The sequence below is a fragment of the Solibacillus sp. FSL W8-0372 genome (genome assembly GCF_037969735.1).
In the GTDB taxonomy this organism is placed as follows: Bacteria; Bacillota; Bacilli; order Bacillales_A; family Planococcaceae; genus Solibacillus; species Solibacillus faecavium.
Window position 1 is genome coordinate 1,418,883 of the sequence record NZ_CP150204.1, and the last position, 17,694, is coordinate 1,436,576.

Here is a 17,694-nt window from a genome sequence, read left to right on the forward strand (position 1 = left end):
TAATAACACCACTATTACTTGCAGGTTGTTGGGATGAGAGGCTTTATAAAAATTCATCCGTCGTATCTCTTACTGGATTTGAAGGTGAAATAGGAGATTTAACTGCGTATTATGCTTATCCGGAAGCGACAACAACAGAAATGAATACCATACTAATTACCGGAAATGGTGTTTCTCCGCGGGATGTACGGCAGGATGCAGAAGTAAAAGTTGAACAAACAATGGATTTATCTGTACTGTCAACAATACTTATTTCCGAGGGAACCGCAGAAGATGATATTTATAAATATTTGGATGTTTATTTTCGTGATGCGAACAGTCCAATTACTCCAAAAGTTGCGATTATTCAGGGAGAATTAAAGCCATTTTTTGAGCTGAGTCAAGACAAGCAAAGTACTGCCGGGGAATATTATAACCGCTTTATTACAAGTCTCGAAGAAAACTCTTTAGTCATCCCTTATACGTTGCAAACAGCAGCTACTGTCCTTTTTGAAGATGCCCAAGATCTGGCCTTGCCATATTTAAAAATGGGTGAGGATAATCGTCCCATTTCAGAAGGGATTGCGCTGTTTTCAGGTAAATCCTTTACGGGTATAACTTTAAATTCAGACGAAGGATTATTGTTAAATATATTAAATGACTCACTTGGTTTTTCGGCACGAATTACTTATTTATTTCAAGAAAGTCCCGTTACCGTCAGAATAAATAAATTAAAAAGAAAACTTAACATATCTGAAGATAAAATTGAAATTGCAATTAAACTGGGCTTTATTCTTTCAGAATTTCCGCAGGACCATGTTAATAAAGCCAGCTCAAGAAAGGAACTGGAACAGTTTCTGACAGAAAAAATTGAACATGATATGAATGAGGTAATAAAAAAATTACAAGAAGCACAGAGTGATGCTCTAGGACTTGGCCGTAATGTACGTGCTTTTCATCCGAAATTGTTTAAGAAAGACTGGAATGAGCAATTCTCAAATATGGATATCGCCGTTAAATTAAGTGTAGAAATTTTAAAAACAGGTATATTAGATTAAAGGATTAAGGAGGGTATATTAATGGACAAAGATATGAGCTATGGTGATGATTATAAATTCATTCCTGCGACTTCGAAACAGAGTGGTATAAGCATAGAGGTATTACCTGACTTGTATGTACACACAATACAGATCGTAAATATCGTCTTTTATAGCTGCCCAAATAGCGATGATTTCGTATTAATTGATGCGGGCATGCCGAGCAGTGCAGATGCTATCATCACAGCTGCTGAAAAAAGGTTTGGTGAAAATGCAAGACCGAAAGCGATTATTCTGACACACGGCCATTTCGATCATGTAGGTGCCGTCATCGAATTAGTAAGACATTGGAAAGTACCGGTTTATGCCCATACTTTAGAATTACCTTATTTAACAGGGGAAATCGATTACCCTGAAGCAGATCCGAGTTCAGATAGTGGGCTTGTAGCGAAAATGTCGCCAATATTTCCAAATGAGGCGGTTAATCTAACAGGTTATATTGAGGAGCTGCCACTTGATGGAACGGTTCCATATATGGAAGGGTTTCAATGGATTCATACACCGGGTCATTCTCCGGGACATGTATCGTTATTTAGGGAACGTGATGGGGCATTAATCGTAGGTGATGCCTTTGTGACGGTGAAGCAAGAATCACTTTATAAAGTATTTACACAGGAAAAGGAAATAAACGGTCCGCCAAAGTATTTTACGACAGACTGGGCTCTTGCATTTGATTCCGTCAAAAAATTAGCAGCTTTAAAACCTACCATTGCTATAACAGGTCACGGCTTACCGATGAGCGGTGAAGAATTAACGCAAAACTTAAAAAGGCTTGCAGATAATTTTGAAGAAATAGCAATACCGAATAAAGGAAAGTATGTCAATAAAGAAAATGAATGAAAAAAGGCGTGTCCGATATTTTTCGGACACGCTGTTTATTGCACATTAATTATTTAAATCATATAAACCAGGGCTATGTTCATTTGGCATATCTGGAAGTATAGGCACAGGGAAGCCTTCTGGTGGTGGTGTTACTTGATATGTTCCACCATTTCGGCTAGGAGAAGTCCCTTGGAGGATTTCGCCGATTCGCGTCGGGTCCAGCCTAAAGTTGAATTGGGTATTATGATAGCCCATATCAACAAATTTTCGGCATTCCGGATACTTGTTGATATCATAATTTGGTATCGGGAATAGTTTTCCCCAATCCACGCCTAAAGTTTCGAGAGCTTTTGCAAAAGCATTTTGATGTGCATTATCACGCACGATTAAAAATGCCAGGGTCTCACGGAACGTCTGGTTTGAGCTCATTTCGTAAATACGCGTTTTCTGCAGGACACCTGTTGATTCCAATACAAGGTTATTCAGTAAATCTGCTGCGAGGTTACCGTGCGAGTATACCCATGAGCCGTTCCATGGATTACCGGCAGCATCTACTGGTAATGATGCCTGTGCACCGATAATGTAGTGATGGGGATTAGCATGACGGACTGCATCATCTAATGGCGATTTATCCATACCATTATTACCTGGGGCACTCGACTCTCCTGAACCATTCAATAATTGATTAATTGTATTTTGAACAAGTTCCACATGGGCGATTTCCTCTAAAAAAATACCGCGAAGTAAATCCCGGAACTGTGTTTCTTTTCCTCTGAAATTGGAGCTTTGGAAGAAAAATTGCATCATTGTACGCATTTCGCCATAATGTCCGCCTAAAATTTCCTGCAATACACGGGCAGCTTCCGGGTCTGGTTTATCAGGCTTAATAATATTGATTAATTCTTCTTTGTAGTAATACATAATTCCCCTCGATTCAAAAATATTTTCTTACTTTGCTATAAATATTATGGTCAAATAAAAGGAAGGCATGCATTAATATAATCGTCGATAGGTTGTTTTTCTAATAAAATTTCACTTGATTAATTGGTGGGCTACGGCAAGACAGCGCTAAAGCCACGTGACGTGTCTTTATCACTGCCTTTATTGCCGTTTGCGAGGCCCACCAATCCCAAAATTTTGCCCTCGTTATAAAGTGAAGTAAAAAACACCCAATCAAGCCGCTTGCGCTATCGCGAGGCGGCGGAGAGCGGAAATGCTATCATTTATATCTTCAATTTTGCAAAAATTCACTATATACCAAAGTATAGTGACGTGGAGCGGGAGCTTTTAAGTTTGTTGTCACCACCTTATGGAGATGAACTAAAAAAACAATATTTTCAATTTAACGGGAAATTGAAAATATTGTTGCTTAGTAAAGAAATAATATTTGAACGATCGCCAGGAATATTCCGCAGGCTATGGGAAATAGCTTTAAAAATAGGTACCCATTGTTACTGTCCGACAACTTTTCTAAAGGATCCTTAGCAGGAGAGCCTAAATAACGAATAAAACGATTGAAAGGTGATTGTTTAACAGAAAGCTTTTTGGTTGGTACATCTACTTTGTAAGTGTCCAACAAGTTTGTGAGTTTTTCTTCGTTTTTAAAGTCCTCTTTCATGTTGGAACGCCTCCTTTAACTCAATTTTCAAGACTTGAATAGCTTTGTGTAAACGGGATTTAACTGTACCTGTTGGAATACTTAAAATAAGGGCAATTTCTTCTAATGGTAAATCTTCATAATAGGCAAGTAAAATCACCGCACGTTGTTTATCCGGGAGTTTTGCAATCGCCTGCTGAATCATGAGTTTATCATCCGATTGCAGTGCTTTTTTAGGAATAGGAACTAAAAAAGGTAACAGCGTTTGCCACCGTTTTCTTCTATTTAACTTATTAATTAAATGACGATAGGCGATCTGAAATAAAAACGATTTCACAGTGCCTAACGATGCATTGTACTGCTGATGCTTCTTTTGCAAAATCTCAAATGCATCATGAACCGTATCGATACTAATTTGTTCTTCTTTCGTATAGCGGAATAAAAAGCAGTATAGAGGCTCATGAAGTCGTTCGTATAACACACCTAATGCCTCTATATTACCCGTCTGAACCTGCTGCATCAGTTCTTCATTCGTCAATGTCATGAATATCACCGATTTGAGCTTTAATACTTTTTAATGTAGAAGAAATTCTTGTTACTAAATAGGAAATCGTTACAATGACCCACGCTTGCGCCTGATTTGTAAAAAATTGAACGTATGGGTTTTCAACGGTTTCACCACCGAAAGTAAGCAGCATATTTAATGCTTGAACACAAAAGATAGTGTATATCGCCAGTATAAGGGTAAGCGTATCAAATACATTCCAGCGTAAATAAATTTTTGTTTTTTTATAGTTAATTTTGCCGTTTTCTTTAATGACATATTTTTTGTGGTAAGGAATCATGATACCAAGAAAAATAACGATCCAGATAGCAGCCACGATAAGAGAAATAATAAATCCAATACCCATTTTACTCAGTCCTGTCTAATATAAATTTGTTTTGCAAATATACTTAGTACCATACAAAGAATCGTTAGTATAATACTATATTGATAAAGGGGTAACCATGTATGGTTATTTAAATTTAACTGGAACTGCAATGTATCACTTAAATATAGCATCGGATTCCAAATTAAGTAAATATAATAATCCTGCGGTTGTTGCTCGTTAAGCGTTAAAAATAAGGATGTCATCGTAATGGAGAACATAAATATAAGCATAATAGGGACAAGCAAACTTTGTGCAACTTTCCCGTTTTTTACAATACCCGCTACGATAAAGCATAGTGGATAAATCGCGAGTAAAACAAAATTACAAATGAAGATGATGGAAATAAGAGCAGTTATCGATAAGGAAATAATGAAGGAATAGCCTGCTAATAAAAGTAATAATACAAAATTCATTAATAGAAAAACCCCTAAACCAATCCCAAGAAAATATTTAGCCGGTGAAATATTTGTTCGATTGAGTAGATGAATTGTATTATTTGCCTTTAAATCTGCCAAATAGATAGTGGCACTTGAGAATGCAAAGGCAAACACTAAAAGCATAATGGAGATCGGGAAAAACTGACCTTTAATCATAAAATCCAACGTTTCCGGACTACTTTTTATACTGATCGTACATATCCATGAACAAATGATAAATATAAAGGCAGGAAGTAAATTACCAAGAAAGACGCCCATGTTGCGAATGGATTCTAATATAAAGCTTTTTGCTACTTGTATAATCATTTGATCCGACCTCCTAATAATTGTCCTGTCACTTCAAAATACACAGCTTCTAAACCTGAAAACGTGGGATTTTTATATTTTTCCACAAGCTCCTCTGTTGTACCGTGTTCGATAAATTGTCCATCTTGCATTATATAGACGAAATCAAATAAAGACTCCAGCCCTTTAATTTCGTGGCTAATAATAAGCAGGCATTTATTTTTGTTTTGTACTTGATTTTGCAGAAAACCGAATAGTTGCTTTTTCTTTTTTAAATCCAAATCTGCAAATGGTTCATCTAAAAGGACAATTGGTTTGTTCATTAAAAATGCTAAGTACAGGGATAGGGCTTTTCGTTGTCCACCCGAAGTATTTTTAATTAATGTTTTTTCATATTGGGCAATATCCAAAATTTCATAAAGATCTTCCATGTTTGAAGGATTTGCAATCAGTTTTGTGAAAAGTTGGATCACTTCCTTCACCTTTAAGAAAGAGTAACTTTCAAAAAATTGATATTGTAGTGCGACTAAATTTGAGATATCTTCATGCTCGTTTCCACTGATAGACCCATGATCGACTTTTTCATCCCCAGCAATGCATTTTAACAATGTCGATTTCCCAGCACCATTATCACCGAGTAACAGGTAGCAATGGCCATACTGAAATGTTGATGATATTCCATTTAAAACATAGTGGTTCTGATAGGATTTTTGAACTTTATCTAAAATTAACAAGGTGAAGCCCCCTTTATATTTCTTTTCACTAACTATACAAATGGGGAAAGGGGAAAGTTCATTTTTTATTTGAAATATTTACAAGTTTTTTATGAACTGCCTTTATTGGCTTTAGCGAGGCCAACCAATCTTAAAATGCCTTCTAAAATAAGGGGAGATTTTACCGTTATTTGGGGGGGAGCTCATTTTCGAGGGAAATAAGGGAACGTTTTACCGTTATTTTAAAAAAATCCTGAAATTTCATGTCTTTTAGGTCAATAACGGAAATTACTTCCCTTATTTTGACTATTTTTCATGTGATTTTAAAAATAACGGAAATTCACTCCTCTATTTATCTCATTCTGAAATTAATCTGCCGCCTCCACTCCCAACCACCATATTTGGATTTAGAATTATCGGCTTTAATCAGGTATTTGTTAACTTAGTCATTGCTGGGTTACATTCTTATGCTTGAAAATATTATGAAGAAAAAATAGCGACCTCATAGGGGGACGCTGTTTTTGTATATAGTTATAAGGATTTTCGAATTTGCCGCACACTTTTTACTAATATTTCAAATGTTACGTTTATATTTCATAAGATTATATTTTTATAAACAGGGTACAAAATTAGTAGAGAGGTTGAGAGTTACCTATCTTATGAAATTTGCTATTTTGTATGAGGAGGATTTTACGTGGAAAACAATAACAATAAAAAAGTCGAACAATTGCAGCAGTTTACAGCGAAAGATGAGGGTAAGCCACTAACTACGAACCATGGACTGAAGTTAACGAATGACGAGCATTCATTAACAATTGGTGAGCGCGGTCCAACAATAATGGAAGACTTTCATTTTCGTGAAAAAATGACGCATTTTGACCATGAGCGTATTCCAGAGCGTGTCGTACATGCGAGGGGATCAGGTGCACATGGTGTATTTGAAAGCTATGGCGATGCCTCAGATATTACAATGGCTCATTTCTTAGGAGAGAAAGGTCGACAAACACCTGTATTTGTACGTTTCTCGACAGTAGCAGGATCAAGGGGTTCAGCAGAAACAGTTCGTGATGTACGAGGTTTTGCAACGAAATTTTATACAGAAGAAGGAAATTATGATTTAGTCGGAAATAATATTCCCGTTTTCTTCATTCAGGATGCGATTAAATTCCCTGATTTCGTCCATGCTGTCAAACCGGAGCCACATAATGAAATTCCTCAAGCGCAAAGTGCCCATGATACGTTTTGGGATTTTGTCGTAAATAATGAGGAAACGGCGCATATGACAATGTGGCATATGTCTGACCGTGCAATACCGAAGAGCTACCGCCAAATGGAAGGCTTTGGTGTAAACACATTCCGTTTTGTTAATGACAATGGAGAAGCTCATTTCGTAAAATTCCATTGGAAGCCTGTACAAGGTATGGAATCTTTAGTGTGGGATGAAGCGCAAAAAATTGCAGGTAAAGATCCTGATTTCCACCGTCGTGACTTGTTTGACCAAATCGAAGCAGGTAACTACCCTGAATATGAGCTAGCAGTACAGTTAATTCCACAGGAAGACGAGTTTAAATTTGATTTTGACATTTTGGATCCAACAAAAATTTGGCCAGAAGAGCTTGTTCCTCTTCGAAAGCTTGGGAAAATGACGTTAAATCGCAATGTTGATAACTTCTTTGCTGAAACTGAACAAATTGCATTCCATGTAGGTCATGTTGTTCCGGGAATTGATTTTTCAAATGATCCATTGTTACAAGGGCGTTTATTCTCTTATACAGATACACAGCTTATCCGTTTGGGTGGACCAAACTTCCATGAGTTGCCGATAAACCGTCCAGTATGCCCATTCCATAACAATCAGCGTGATGGTTACGGTCGTATGACGATCAATAAAGGTCGTGTTGCTTATGGAAGAAATGGTTTACAAAACGATACACCGCATGTAGTTGATCAAAAAGACGGTGGCTATGCTCATTACCAAGAAAAAATTGAAGGACGCAAAGTACGCGCGCGAAGCCTATCATTTGAAGATCATTATTCGCAGGCCCGTCAATTCTGGTTAAGCCAAACGCCTGTTGAACAGCAACATATTATTGATGCCTTCTGTTTTGAATTAGGAAAAGTAGAAACAATTGGAATCCGTAAAGCTGCAGTGGATATGTTTGCGCGAGTGGACCGTGCGATGGCTGAACAAATTGCACAGCGAATTGGTGTATCCGCACCGGATGCGTCAATCGAGCAGGTAGCGGACTTGCCACCATCAGATGCTGTGAGTATATTAAAGAACCAAGTGCCGATTTTAAAGACAAGAAAAGTCGGTATTATTGTTGACACAAACAGTAATGTGGATGATCTTATTCAAAGTTTGGAAAAAGAAGGGGTTATTGTTGAGTTAATCAGTGATAAACAAGGCATGATCAATAATCGTGAAATTGACCATACTTTAGATACGGCAGACCCTGTTCTTTACGATGGGCTATTTATAGCAGCAAGCTTTACAGATGTAGTACAAAACCGTAAAATGCAAAGATTTGCAGATGAAATATTCAATCATTATAAAACACTAGGCTATATTGCATTTGAAAGTATGGATAAATTGTATGCAAATGCACCAGGTGTTGTAACAGCGCCTGATGAATTTATCAATGCTTTAAAAATGGGCCGCCATTTTGACCGTACAGATGCAACGGGATGATTTTTATATAATTAAATAAGCAGTATAAAGTTCAAAAGGGCATTTCTCTCTATTAGAAAAATGTCAGTTTATCGACAAAAGGTCTCGAGAGTTTGTCTCTCGAGACCTTTTGTCTTTTTATTAGAAATTTTAACTAGATGTTTAGTCAAAACAAGTTATTAGATCATTCCTATTTCAAGTTGTCCACGTTCATTGATTTGATTGCTTATCATATCTCACATTATTTAAAGAGATTAATAAGTTGATTGGAGTGGAGGGACCGTGACTCCACCGGGAACCGCACGCGCGGAAGATCCACTAAATTGTGCCTACCGTTGTAGGCGCAATTTAGTTAGCTGGAGCCGTGCCCGGGGAAAGCATCGGTCCCGGAATGGAAATCAACGGTTCAATGTTAAATTTAATTTTAAAATAGACACTTTTTAAGAGATTGTCTACAGGCTGCGCTGATTTTTTTTGTTGTACATAAAATATTATTTTCAAGTAATTTTAAATGCAGAAAACATCATCTTACTTTTTGCTGTGAAATTGCTAGTTTACTAGAGTATGATATTATGAATGGGTATAAAAGCCAATATGAAATTTCCATGACAAAGAGAGTTGTCGAATTATTTGGACATTAACAAGAGCTTATATGAATAAAAGGAAAGGGGGAATTTATGCAGTAACTAGAATGGAAACTATAATTGATATTAGAGCTGAGGTCATTATTACCAAGGCAGAACGGTTATTTAAATATTATCATAGGATAGCATTTTAATGAATGAATCATGTTAATATGGATTCTGAAAAATCTTATGTGAGGAATAACCTAATTTATCTTTCTTATACATACTGAACCGGAGTTAAACAAAAAAGGGGAGTGAGGCTTTTGAAAAATATATTAAAAATTGGAAGCGCATTTATTGGCGTGATTGTGGGTGCAGGGTTCGCTTCTGGACAAGAAATACTGCAATACTTTACGAGCTTCGGAACACTCGGGATATTCGGAGCAATTTTATCAACTGTACTGTTTTCAGGCATTGGTATGCTTTTAGTATGGCTAGGCAGTTATACAAAAACGACATCACATAAAGATGTTATTTACAGAATTAGCGGGCGTTACCTTGGAACTGTCATCGATTTAATTCTTATCTTTACGTTGTTTGGTGTAGGTGTCGTTATGCTAGCCGGGGCAGGTTCAAACTTAAACCAACAGTTTGGATTACCGATCTTTGTAGGTACAACTCTTATGACGATACTCGTATTATTGACAGGTTTTTTAAAGGTAAATCGAGTCGTTTCCATTATTGGAAGCATTACGCCGATTCTCATTATTTTTATTATATTTATTGCGATTTATAGTTTTCTAACAATGAATGGAACTTTTACATCGTTAAACGACATAGCTCAAGCCACACCGACTACTCTGCCAAACTGGTTTATTTCCAGTATTAATTACGTTTCATTTAATATCGCTGTTGGAGCTTCGATGTCAATTGTTATGGGCGGGGCTGAAAAAAATCCAAAAACTGCAGCAATTGGTGGATTAATTGGTGGGTTTGTTTTAGGAATACTAATTCTCTTAATTCATTTAGCTATTTTCTCGAAAATTGAAGAAGTTGGAACATTGGATATGCCAATGCTGGGGATAGTTAGTAATTTATCGCCAACATTAGGTATTGTCATGTCATTAGTTATCTTTGGGATGATTTATAATACAGCGGTAGGAATGTTCTTTTCTTTCTCAGCTCGATTTGCAGAATCAGGAACACAGAAATTTAAAATATTCTTCATCATTACAATGACTGTTGGCTATTTAGCAAGTTATGTAGGATTTACTGGGCTAGTTAGTTATTTTTATCCTCTAATTGGTTATTTGGGAATTATCCTGATTGTAGTGTTAGTGGCGGCTCCGTTTATTATTAAGAGACAAGAAGTACGATAATTTATAAGAAGAACGAATAAAGCATTTAAATCAAAAGAGGTCGGGACATAAGTAGAAAACTTTTTAAATGAACGGAATTTATATAATAAAAATAAACTTTATTAAAATTGGTTGGAGTGAAGGGTCGACTCCCGCGGAAAGCGTACCCGTAACGGAAACCAATTTTCTGCGTATCAAAAAAAGTACAATTATTCTCCTTGGAGAATAATTGTATTTTTATTTTGTCTCAGCATCTTTTTTTCTGTACTTCATCTATTAGTTTTTTCTCAATTTGATAATCGATATGTAAAAACTTCATTCCAAACAGTTTCATTTCATGGGTTGAGGTAAGCATTTCTTTGTGTTCCTTTATAATAAAATACTCATGTAGCGGTAGTTTGAATACATAGGAACCGATCGCCAAATACGTACCGGCATCGCCTTGTCCATCACTCGTTAAGTACAGTATGCCGTCTTTTGCGGAAAGCTGTAAGATACCGTGCATCGAAGAAAAGGGCAAAGGCAGGGCGATATTCATAAAGGTATTGGTTGCATCGGTATGCTGCGAATAAATGGCATTAAATACGGGTTTGCCATTAATCGATCGTTGCCAGACGCGCGGTTTTTCTCGTCCGTCATTTTGCGGATCGACTTCCAGAATTTCACCGTCCATCACAACTGTTTTTGAAGAGAACGGTAAATTCAGCTGTCCCATTTTCCGGCTAATAAACTGATACACAAAAGCAAAGGGTTTAAACCATGTTTCCCATTGAACAGACGCTTTTAATTCAAACTGCATTGTTCGTTCATAAAACTCAACGATTAAAACAGGGATTTTCTCTTTATTAAGATAATATGCCATATCATCGATCAATCCACGTGCTGGTTTGTTTGTTGGAGAGAATCGCCCCCGGATTTTGCTTACGGGGAATGAGTAATCGTTATGCATTGTCGGCGGAATATATAGACTCCAAGTGATTACAACAGCTAAACCAAACCCAAAACAATTGAATAATCCATGAAAGCCCAGCATATCCGGAATATCAACAATATTTGTTCCAGTTAAATTACTGTAAGCGTATAAAAATGACCAAATTATTGTAAAACATAATGTTAGAAATGCCAGGCGGATGAATAAGCTTTGCACACGTGGCAACGGCCATTTCATGACCAAAAAGCAAATACTGAAAATAGCGAGTACATACAAAATGACTGAAATAATTTCAATGAACCTTGAAAAGGTAATCCCGACAGCTACGAGCATTGGTCCTGCGGCAATAACGGCACTGCAAAATTTATAGTATCGGGTCATATGAAGACGCCCAATCAATCCGACTGTAATACATAGTAAAAAGGCGGAATAATGAAAGTGAATAGCAGTTAGCCATGTGATAAACGGACTAAATCCTGTATTCAACTGCAAATGGAATGCCAAAAACCATAGTCCACCCATTACAATATAAATCAGTCCGATATCAATCATTATTTCAGCCGTGTTCGTAAATCCCCGTCTCAAAAATCGGTTGACCCCATGGGAAGCAATGACAAGTGTACTTAGCAAATAAGCCAGCACACAAAGTAGGATGAGGAAATCCTGTTGCGTGAAATACAGCATTGTTACAGCAAATTGGCCGATTACAATTATCAGCTTTTGCCAATTTTTCAGCAAAACTAACTGTTCCAGAATGACCGGTACAAAGATCAGTTGTGCTAATGTTAAATAATAGTAAATTGATGTTGGCTCATTAAATAACAGTAGGGCAGCCATACAAGTAAGACCGATGATTGTTAAAGGTCTACTGAGAACACGGCGTAAACTGACCAGCATACATCATCATCCTTCCAATTAAATCATTGTAAATGGAGACATGAATCGTATATACATCCAGCACATCATTAAATCCTTCTGTCACCACTACGCGACCTGTCAGTTTCCTTGGCAAAGCAACCTCTGTCTGGCCAATTACAGCACGTTGGTCAGCGGAGCGGATCATTAAGAAACCGTCCTTCGTCACATCCATTTTTAAATCCGAGTAGAACAATGCCGGATCCCCTAAATAATCTTTTACGATATTCCGCTCCAAATCGACTGTCATTGTCGCATTGAACTTGCGTGTTGACTGATTAAAGAAAAAAGTACGTTCCCAATAAACTTCGGCTTCTTTTTCATTGTTCATTCTCGCTGTATTCGTTATTGTAAAAGGAATTTCCTTGCCGTACTCGGGAAAAAGGAAATCGGTTTTCGTAAACAAAAGATACATCGGACGAAAAAAACGTGGTCCGGAATGAATGACTTGCATTGTTCCTTGTGCATAAAAAGGCTGGTCTAATGGAAGGTGGTATCTTTCCTGCAGTTTTGGATGAAGCCTGTTAAAGTCATTTGCCAGCAATGTTTCATAAATCATATTAAGCACCTCTTTTTCGTTTGCAAAATCTTGCAGTTGGTAATTCTTTTGTTAGTAGTAAAGCAATGATGGAAGCAATCCATAATCCAATATTCAGTGTGACGACATTAAATGGAGCCGTTGCAACTGTTGGTGCCGCAATGATTGCACTTAATGTCAGCAAAGGGAACAACACAATTTGTGCCTTTAGCAGCAGCTGTTGCAATTTGGGTACCAAAAAAAGGATTCCAATCATCATTTCCAAAACGCCAACCCAAATAATTGCTGTGGACGCTTGGCCCAATGATAGCGGTGACAGTTTCATCAGCATATCAATCTCAAGCGGATGCTTCATCAGCACTTTCGGTATGAGACCTTGGTACATCCACGTAAAACTAAATAGAAAGCAGAGCAAATAATAACTGAAAAATCGCCGGTATTGTGTGGCCGGCTTTTCTCCGGATTCAATCCACCTAGCGAGTACATTAAAACTAAGTGCGGTAGCCCAACCGATTACAGGGCGGAACAGCTGATCGAATAATTGACCGAGTTGACCGAATCGCACGTCATAGTCATACTGGGTGAGAAAAGTTACATGGTCACCATTCGGTATATATTGCCAATAGCCGCGACCTTCCTTAATTGGGGATATCCGTTGCGGTGTCCCAAAATGGAGAGAAGACGTTTTAACACCACTTGCTTTTTCGTGTGTTCCTTTACTTTCCCCCCAACCAGTCACCGATAGACCCGGCATCACTTTGGTTGTATATGTAAATGTTTGAGGAGCATCCTCATGCTGTTTTTCAATATAGGTGATCGAAGTAAATCGCAAATCCCACTGTTCATGTAGGTCGGGCTGCTGTGTATAGTGCCATACTTCTTCAATCGAGCTGTCTATTACAGTTTCCACATAAATCGGCTTTTTTTCAAGAGGCTCAGCTCCTTTATTAAAATAAAAAATGTATTCTTTTCATTCATCATACATTAATTTAACCATCCTGATTAGACAGAAATAATAGAAATTTTTTTAATAGAATGAATACTGATATTTTACACAATATGAAGTTTTATAGGCTATGGATCGATTGAATAACCGAATTATAGGGGGAAAGCAATGGACTTTATTTTGAAACGAAACCAATTAATGTCTGATATTAACTTCCAGTAAGATAATTCCAACCGAGAAGACCCGTTCATAAAATTGAGCGGGTTTTTTTCGTTTATTTCTTATGAAAAATAAATTAATAATTTTATTGACAATAAATGGGGTTATTATATATATTGTATATAAAGTATATATACAATATGAATTGAGGATAAAGCATGCAAATTTTAATCGCTCATAATTCGAAAGAACCGATTTACGAGCAAATCTTTCATCAAATTAAGAAAAGTATTTTGGCAAACGAACTTCCAGCGGGATATGCGTTACCTTCTATGCGCAATATGGCAAAAGATTTAGAGGTCAGTGTGATTACGACCAAACGTGCTTATGAGGAATTGGAAAAGGCCGGATTAATTTACTCTGTTGTCGGGAAGGGCTCGTTTGTTTCAGAACAAAACATCGAAATGATTATTGAAAGAAAACAGAAAGTAATTGAAGAACAGCTGAGTCAGGCCATAAAAAACAGCAAGGAAATCGGATTAAGTTTAGATGAACTAAAAGAAATTATGACACTGTTATATGAGGAGATGGATTAATGGAATCAATTATTCAATTTACAAATGTGAATAAAGCATTCAATGATTTTGCGATTAAGAATCTTACCTTTGAAGTTAAAAAAGGATTTGTTACAGGTTTTGTAGGGGCAAATGGCACAGGGAAATCTACGGCGATTAAGCTGCTTATGAATTTACTACAGCCTGACAGTGGGGAAGTTAAAGTTTTCGGTTTAAATTATAAAACGCATGAAAAAGAAATTAAACAGAAGATTGGTTTCGTCTATGATGATCATGTGTTTTATGATCATCTCACATTGCAGGAAATGAAGAATCTAATTCAGCCTATTTATAATCAATGGGACGACGAACTCTTTTATAAATATGTTGAACAATTTCAATTACCTTTAAAAAAGAAAAAGTTAAAAACCTTTTCTAAAGGGATGATGATGAAAGCATCACTAGCAATTGCTTTGTCTCATCACGCAGAACTAATAATTATGGATGAACCGACAGCAGGACTGGATCCGGTGTTCAGACGTGAGTTTTTAAATTTATTGCATGAAATTGTACAGGATGGAGAAAAAACGATTTTCTTCTCGACACATATAACATCAGATTTAGATCGGATTGCAGATTATATCGTTTTCCTGCACAATGGGAAACTAATATTTATGCATGAATTTTATACGATTGCAGAAAAATATGTGCTCGTTAAAGGCGGTTTGGATTTACTTGATCCGGACACTGAGAAAGAATTTATTGCAATTCGAAAAACCGAACTGGGATTTGAAGGATTGTCATCTAATAAGGGGCGAGTCATGCAATTATTTGGGGACTTAGCTTTATACGAAACAGCATCATTGGAAGATATTATGTTCTATACAAAGAAAGGCGGAGAGAAGGGTGTATCAATTAGTTAAGAAAGATTTAATCATTCATAAAAAAATGCTGATGGGTATGTTTCTGGTTTTGCTGGCTTATATGTATGTGGATGTGCAGATTATTTTTATAGGGCTCATATTTTCCTGGACGTTTGCACTGAATATATTTTCGACGGATGAAAAGCGACCTGCACAAATGTTATTAAGCTCATTACCATTTACGCGTAAAGAAATTGTAAGTTCAAAATACATTTCAGCAATACTGTTTATTTTATTAATCATATTAATGATAACTGGTGGTAGCTTATTATTTCAACAAGCATTGCCAAATGGGCTCCATTTATTAATGATTGCAATTGGATCGTTGTTTATCGTTGCTTTCATTTACCCAGTTTCCTATAAATTTGCAAGTAGATATTTAAACATTGCATTTTTCGTATGCCTCGCAATTTATTTGGTAATAGTGAAATTTTTTATCCATAATTTAAATGATCGAATTCGGGAAACTTTCGCCAAAATAATGAATTTAGGTGAATCGCAGCTGATTTTATATACAGGCGTTATTTTGGTTATTACGTACAGTTTATCCTGGTTATTATCGATTCGAATTTTTGAAAAGAAAGTGTTTTAAAAATCCCTTTTGGAGGAGTTTTTATGAAACTAATTAAAAAACAGTGGTTATTTCCTATTTTTGCTTTTTTATTGTTACAAGTGGTTTTTGTATTAATGGAGTTTACAGGCTGGATTCCTCGTTTAAGAGAAATTGACGGGAATTTATTTGGTACCATTACAGATACCCCGCTGTTTAAAGAGTGGTTTAACTTTTACGATACACCGTTCTTTAACCTGTTCACCGTCTTTTTTGGAGTGCTCGTTATTATAAATATCATAGTCAGTTTATTATTCAAAAAGGTGAAGGTTTTTTAATACAGTTAATCAAGCTTCCAAACCATTTATAAAGGAAAATGCCTAATACAGCGCATTTTCCTTTTTTATTTCGAATTTAAAAGAGATCAAAAGTAGTTCGGCTGTCATTTTCATCGGTAATATAGGCGACATTTTCATATTTTGAAGTTATCGCCTGTTCGTACAATACTATGATATACTCCCCATTAGCTAGACAGATTGAAAGTAGCATTTTGGGATGTTATTTTGAACGGTTATGAATACTCAAGTTTAAAATTTCATCTACAATCTGTTTCAACCCATCATTCAAACCTAATAAATTATGGTATTTCTCCGTTACAAAAACATAACTCTGATTTGTGCTTTCAGGTGAAAAAATATAGTCGAATTCTTTAATTTCTGTGGCATATTCCTTATTACCGAATACCTCTGTACTATCTTCTACTTTGTATATATTCACTTTATATTGAATTGTATTATCATTTAAATACTCGATAACATATGTGGGTTCCTTATTTAATAATTTTTTTTCAGATTTTTTTAATTCAAAAAAGGGCTGGTCATATATATTAACCATATCGTTAAAAAAATCATCGTTCTGAGTATATTCGTATATTTGTTTCTCTGTTTCGCTATCTTTTACGATGATTAAATCGACTAAGGAAATGTTATTTAATATTCCCCCTATGTAATTCCCTTTGTTTTGCTCACTCCAAATAGAAAAAATTACTCCCCCCAAAACAAAAAAGGCTATTAAGAATATCCATTTCTTCATATGACACCCCCAATAATAGTTATTTAATCTATATTCGATTTGTTATTTAAAATACCTTTAGAACATTCCCAAAGCAAATTTTGGGCGAATTTCAAAATGCTTATTGCACCTAAAGCTCGTTAGTTTAATAAGAAAAACGATGCTTATTAAAAAATCGAGCTCGATTGCTAATTTACATCTTTGATATTCCATAGATAAAAATACAAAGTAATAAACTGATAATGGTTAAGCCGGCAACTGGAATAGCAAAAACTTTATTGTTTTTAAATTCATAGATTGCGGTAATTGCACCTGCGACGCATAATACTAACCATACTGGTATAAACACAGCATTCGCAATATTTGTTGGTAAAAGAGCGTAACCACTAACTAAGTAAAATACCCAATGAAAAACCAACAGTCCTACTATTACATAAGAAAATTTTCGAGGTGGGTTTCCTTTTTGAACTTTTCTAACAGCTATAAATACAGGAATGAAAAACGTTAAAAATGCAATAATGCCCACAACCATTAAAAATATTAATGAAATTCCAATGATGAACACTCCCTATCACAATACCTGATTGTGTAATCTGACTTATTTTACAATAAAAGGTTGCATCCCCCGATTATTGAATACAAGTAAAACA

Annotated in this window: 19 protein-coding genes; 8 read left to right on the forward strand and 11 right to left on the reverse strand. The window is 36.1% G+C overall.

Annotated features, from left to right (window positions below; all coding sequences use genetic code 11):
* Positions 1 to 2 precede the first annotated feature (2 nt).
* Both MKY13_RS06880 and MKY13_RS06885 read left to right on the forward strand, forming a co-directional pair.
* On the forward strand, positions 3 to 1,037 hold the full coding sequence (locus tag MKY13_RS06880; protein ID WP_339216871.1) for a Ger(x)C family spore germination protein: 1,035 nt from the start codon (positions 3 to 5) through the stop codon (positions 1,035 to 1,037).
* Positions 1,038 to 1,058: 21 nt separating this feature from the next.
* Positions 1,059 to 1,916 (forward strand): MBL fold metallo-hydrolase, encoded by an 858-nt coding sequence (locus tag MKY13_RS06885; RefSeq protein WP_339215963.1) that lies wholly within the window; start codon positions 1,059 to 1,061, stop codon positions 1,914 to 1,916.
* A 45-nt stretch (positions 1,917 to 1,961) separates the two neighbouring features.
* Here the strand turns inward: MKY13_RS06885 and MKY13_RS06890 are convergent, their stop codons facing one another.
* From MKY13_RS06890 to MKY13_RS06915, 6 genes are all read right to left on the reverse strand, one after another.
* Positions 1,962 to 2,819 carry a manganese catalase family protein gene (locus tag MKY13_RS06890; protein WP_339215965.1) on the reverse strand — a complete coding sequence of 286 codons (858 nt, stop codon included), beginning with the start codon at positions 2,817 to 2,819 and terminating at the stop codon, positions 1,962 to 1,964.
* A gap of 448 nt (positions 2,820 to 3,267) precedes the next feature.
* Positions 3,268 to 3,516, reverse strand: a complete 249-nt coding sequence (locus tag MKY13_RS06895) for a hypothetical protein (RefSeq protein WP_339215967.1) — start codon at positions 3,514 to 3,516, stop codon at positions 3,268 to 3,270.
* Positions 3,500 to 4,039 (reverse strand): RNA polymerase sigma factor, encoded by a 540-nt coding sequence (locus MKY13_RS06900; RefSeq protein WP_339215969.1) that lies wholly within the window; start codon positions 4,037 to 4,039, stop codon positions 3,500 to 3,502. Before MKY13_RS06900 ends, MKY13_RS06895 begins: the two co-directional genes overlap by 17 nt.
* Positions 4,023 to 4,406: a group-specific protein gene (locus MKY13_RS06905; RefSeq protein ID WP_339215971.1), complete on the reverse strand. Its 384-nt coding sequence runs from the start codon at positions 4,404 to 4,406 to the stop codon at positions 4,023 to 4,025. The genes MKY13_RS06900 and MKY13_RS06905 overlap by 17 nt, the downstream gene beginning before the upstream one ends.
* A 5-nt stretch (positions 4,407 to 4,411) precedes the next feature.
* Positions 4,412 to 5,170: an ABC transporter permease gene (locus tag MKY13_RS06910; RefSeq protein ID WP_339215973.1), complete on the reverse strand. Its 759-nt coding sequence runs from the start codon at positions 5,168 to 5,170 to the stop codon at positions 4,412 to 4,414.
* Positions 5,167 to 5,883 (reverse strand): ABC transporter ATP-binding protein, encoded by a 717-nt coding sequence (locus MKY13_RS06915; protein ID WP_339215974.1) that lies wholly within the window; start codon positions 5,881 to 5,883, stop codon positions 5,167 to 5,169. The genes MKY13_RS06910 and MKY13_RS06915 overlap by 4 nt, the downstream gene beginning before the upstream one ends.
* A 673-nt stretch (positions 5,884 to 6,556) precedes the next feature.
* Between MKY13_RS06915 and MKY13_RS06920 the strand changes: the two genes are divergently transcribed.
* Positions 6,557 to 8,554 (forward strand): catalase, encoded by a 1,998-nt coding sequence (locus tag MKY13_RS06920; protein ID WP_339215976.1) that lies wholly within the window; start codon positions 6,557 to 6,559, stop codon positions 8,552 to 8,554.
* A gap of 868 nt (positions 8,555 to 9,422) precedes the next feature.
* Complete coding sequence (locus MKY13_RS06925; RefSeq protein ID WP_339215978.1) at positions 9,423 to 10,478, forward strand: hypothetical protein; 1,056 nt, start codon at positions 9,423 to 9,425, stop codon at positions 10,476 to 10,478.
* Between the two features lie 226 nt (positions 10,479 to 10,704).
* Here the strand turns inward: MKY13_RS06925 and MKY13_RS06930 are convergent, their stop codons facing one another.
* The 3 genes from MKY13_RS06930 to MKY13_RS06940 are packed head-to-tail and all read right to left on the reverse strand — an operon-like array spanning position 10,705 to position 13,751.
* A complete protein-coding gene (locus MKY13_RS06930) occupies positions 10,705 to 12,285 on the reverse strand; it encodes a YndJ family protein (protein WP_339215980.1) in 1,581 nt (526 codons plus the stop codon).
* Positions 12,254 to 12,862, reverse strand: a complete 609-nt coding sequence (locus tag MKY13_RS06935) for a DUF4166 domain-containing protein (RefSeq protein ID WP_339215982.1) — start codon at positions 12,860 to 12,862, stop codon at positions 12,254 to 12,256. Before MKY13_RS06935 ends, MKY13_RS06930 begins: the two co-directional genes overlap by 32 nt.
* A gap of 1 nt (position 12,863) precedes the next feature.
* Entirely contained in the window at positions 12,864 to 13,751 is an 888-nt protein-coding gene (locus MKY13_RS06940) for a DoxX-like family protein (protein WP_339215984.1), read from the reverse strand.
* Between the two features lie 413 nt (positions 13,752 to 14,164).
* On the opposite strand from MKY13_RS06940, the gene MKY13_RS06945 reads away from it, so the two are divergent.
* The 4 genes from MKY13_RS06945 to MKY13_RS06960 are packed head-to-tail and all read left to right on the forward strand — an operon-like array spanning position 14,165 to position 16,311.
* Complete coding sequence (locus MKY13_RS06945; protein WP_191703040.1) at positions 14,165 to 14,542, forward strand: GntR family transcriptional regulator; 378 nt, start codon at positions 14,165 to 14,167, stop codon at positions 14,540 to 14,542.
* Positions 14,542 to 15,423, forward strand: a complete 882-nt coding sequence (locus MKY13_RS06950) for an ABC transporter ATP-binding protein (RefSeq protein WP_339215988.1) — start codon at positions 14,542 to 14,544, stop codon at positions 15,421 to 15,423. Before MKY13_RS06945 ends, MKY13_RS06950 begins: the two co-directional genes overlap by 1 nt.
* Positions 15,407 to 16,015 (forward strand): ABC-2 transporter permease, encoded by a 609-nt coding sequence (locus tag MKY13_RS06955; protein WP_339215990.1) that lies wholly within the window; start codon positions 15,407 to 15,409, stop codon positions 16,013 to 16,015. Before MKY13_RS06950 ends, MKY13_RS06955 begins: the two co-directional genes overlap by 17 nt.
* A gap of 23 nt (positions 16,016 to 16,038) precedes the next feature.
* Positions 16,039 to 16,311: a YfzA family protein gene (locus MKY13_RS06960; RefSeq protein WP_339215992.1), complete on the forward strand. Its 273-nt coding sequence runs from the start codon at positions 16,039 to 16,041 to the stop codon at positions 16,309 to 16,311.
* A 220-nt stretch (positions 16,312 to 16,531) separates the two neighbouring features.
* Here MKY13_RS06960 and MKY13_RS06965 read toward each other — a convergent pair whose 3' ends face one another.
* Both MKY13_RS06965 and MKY13_RS06970 read right to left on the reverse strand, forming a co-directional pair.
* On the reverse strand, positions 16,532 to 17,065 hold the full coding sequence (locus tag MKY13_RS06965) for a hypothetical protein (RefSeq protein ID WP_339215994.1): 534 nt from the start codon (positions 17,063 to 17,065) through the stop codon (positions 16,532 to 16,534).
* Positions 17,066 to 17,237: 172 nt separating this feature from the next.
* On the reverse strand, positions 17,238 to 17,609 hold the full coding sequence (locus MKY13_RS06970; RefSeq protein WP_339215996.1) for a hypothetical protein: 372 nt from the start codon (positions 17,607 to 17,609) through the stop codon (positions 17,238 to 17,240).
* Between the last annotated feature and the right edge of the window lie 85 nt (positions 17,610 to 17,694).

Coding starts and splice junctions, on each gene's coding strand:
- MKY13_RS06885 (WP_339215963.1), top strand. CDS start 1,059: ATGGACAAAGATATGAGCTATGGTGATGATTATAAATTCATTCCTGCG.
- MKY13_RS06890 (WP_339215965.1), bottom strand. CDS start 2,819: ATGTATTACTACAAAGAAGAATTAATCAATATTATTAAGCCTGATAAA.
- MKY13_RS06895 (WP_339215967.1), bottom strand. CDS start 3,516: ATGAAAGAGGACTTTAAAAACGAAGAAAAACTCACAAACTTGTTGGAC.
- MKY13_RS06900 (WP_339215969.1), bottom strand. CDS start 4,039: ATGACATTGACGAATGAAGAACTGATGCAGCAGGTTCAGACGGGTAAT.
- MKY13_RS06905 (WP_339215971.1), bottom strand. CDS start 4,406: ATGGGTATTGGATTTATTATTTCTCTTATCGTGGCTGCTATCTGGATC.
- MKY13_RS06910 (WP_339215973.1), bottom strand. CDS start 5,170: ATGATTATACAAGTAGCAAAAAGCTTTATATTAGAATCCATTCGCAAC.
- MKY13_RS06930 (WP_339215980.1), bottom strand. CDS start 12,285: ATGCTGGTCAGTTTACGCCGTGTTCTCAGTAGACCTTTAACAATCATC.
- MKY13_RS06935 (WP_339215982.1), bottom strand. CDS start 12,862: ATGATTTATGAAACATTGCTGGCAAATGACTTTAACAGGCTTCATCCA.
- MKY13_RS06945 (WP_191703040.1), top strand. CDS start 14,165: ATGCAAATTTTAATCGCTCATAATTCGAAAGAACCGATTTACGAGCAA.
- MKY13_RS06950 (WP_339215988.1), top strand. CDS start 14,542: ATGGAATCAATTATTCAATTTACAAATGTGAATAAAGCATTCAATGAT.
- MKY13_RS06960 (WP_339215992.1), top strand. CDS start 16,039: ATGAAACTAATTAAAAAACAGTGGTTATTTCCTATTTTTGCTTTTTTA.
- MKY13_RS06965 (WP_339215994.1), bottom strand. CDS start 17,065: ATGAAGAAATGGATATTCTTAATAGCCTTTTTTGTTTTGGGGGGAGTA.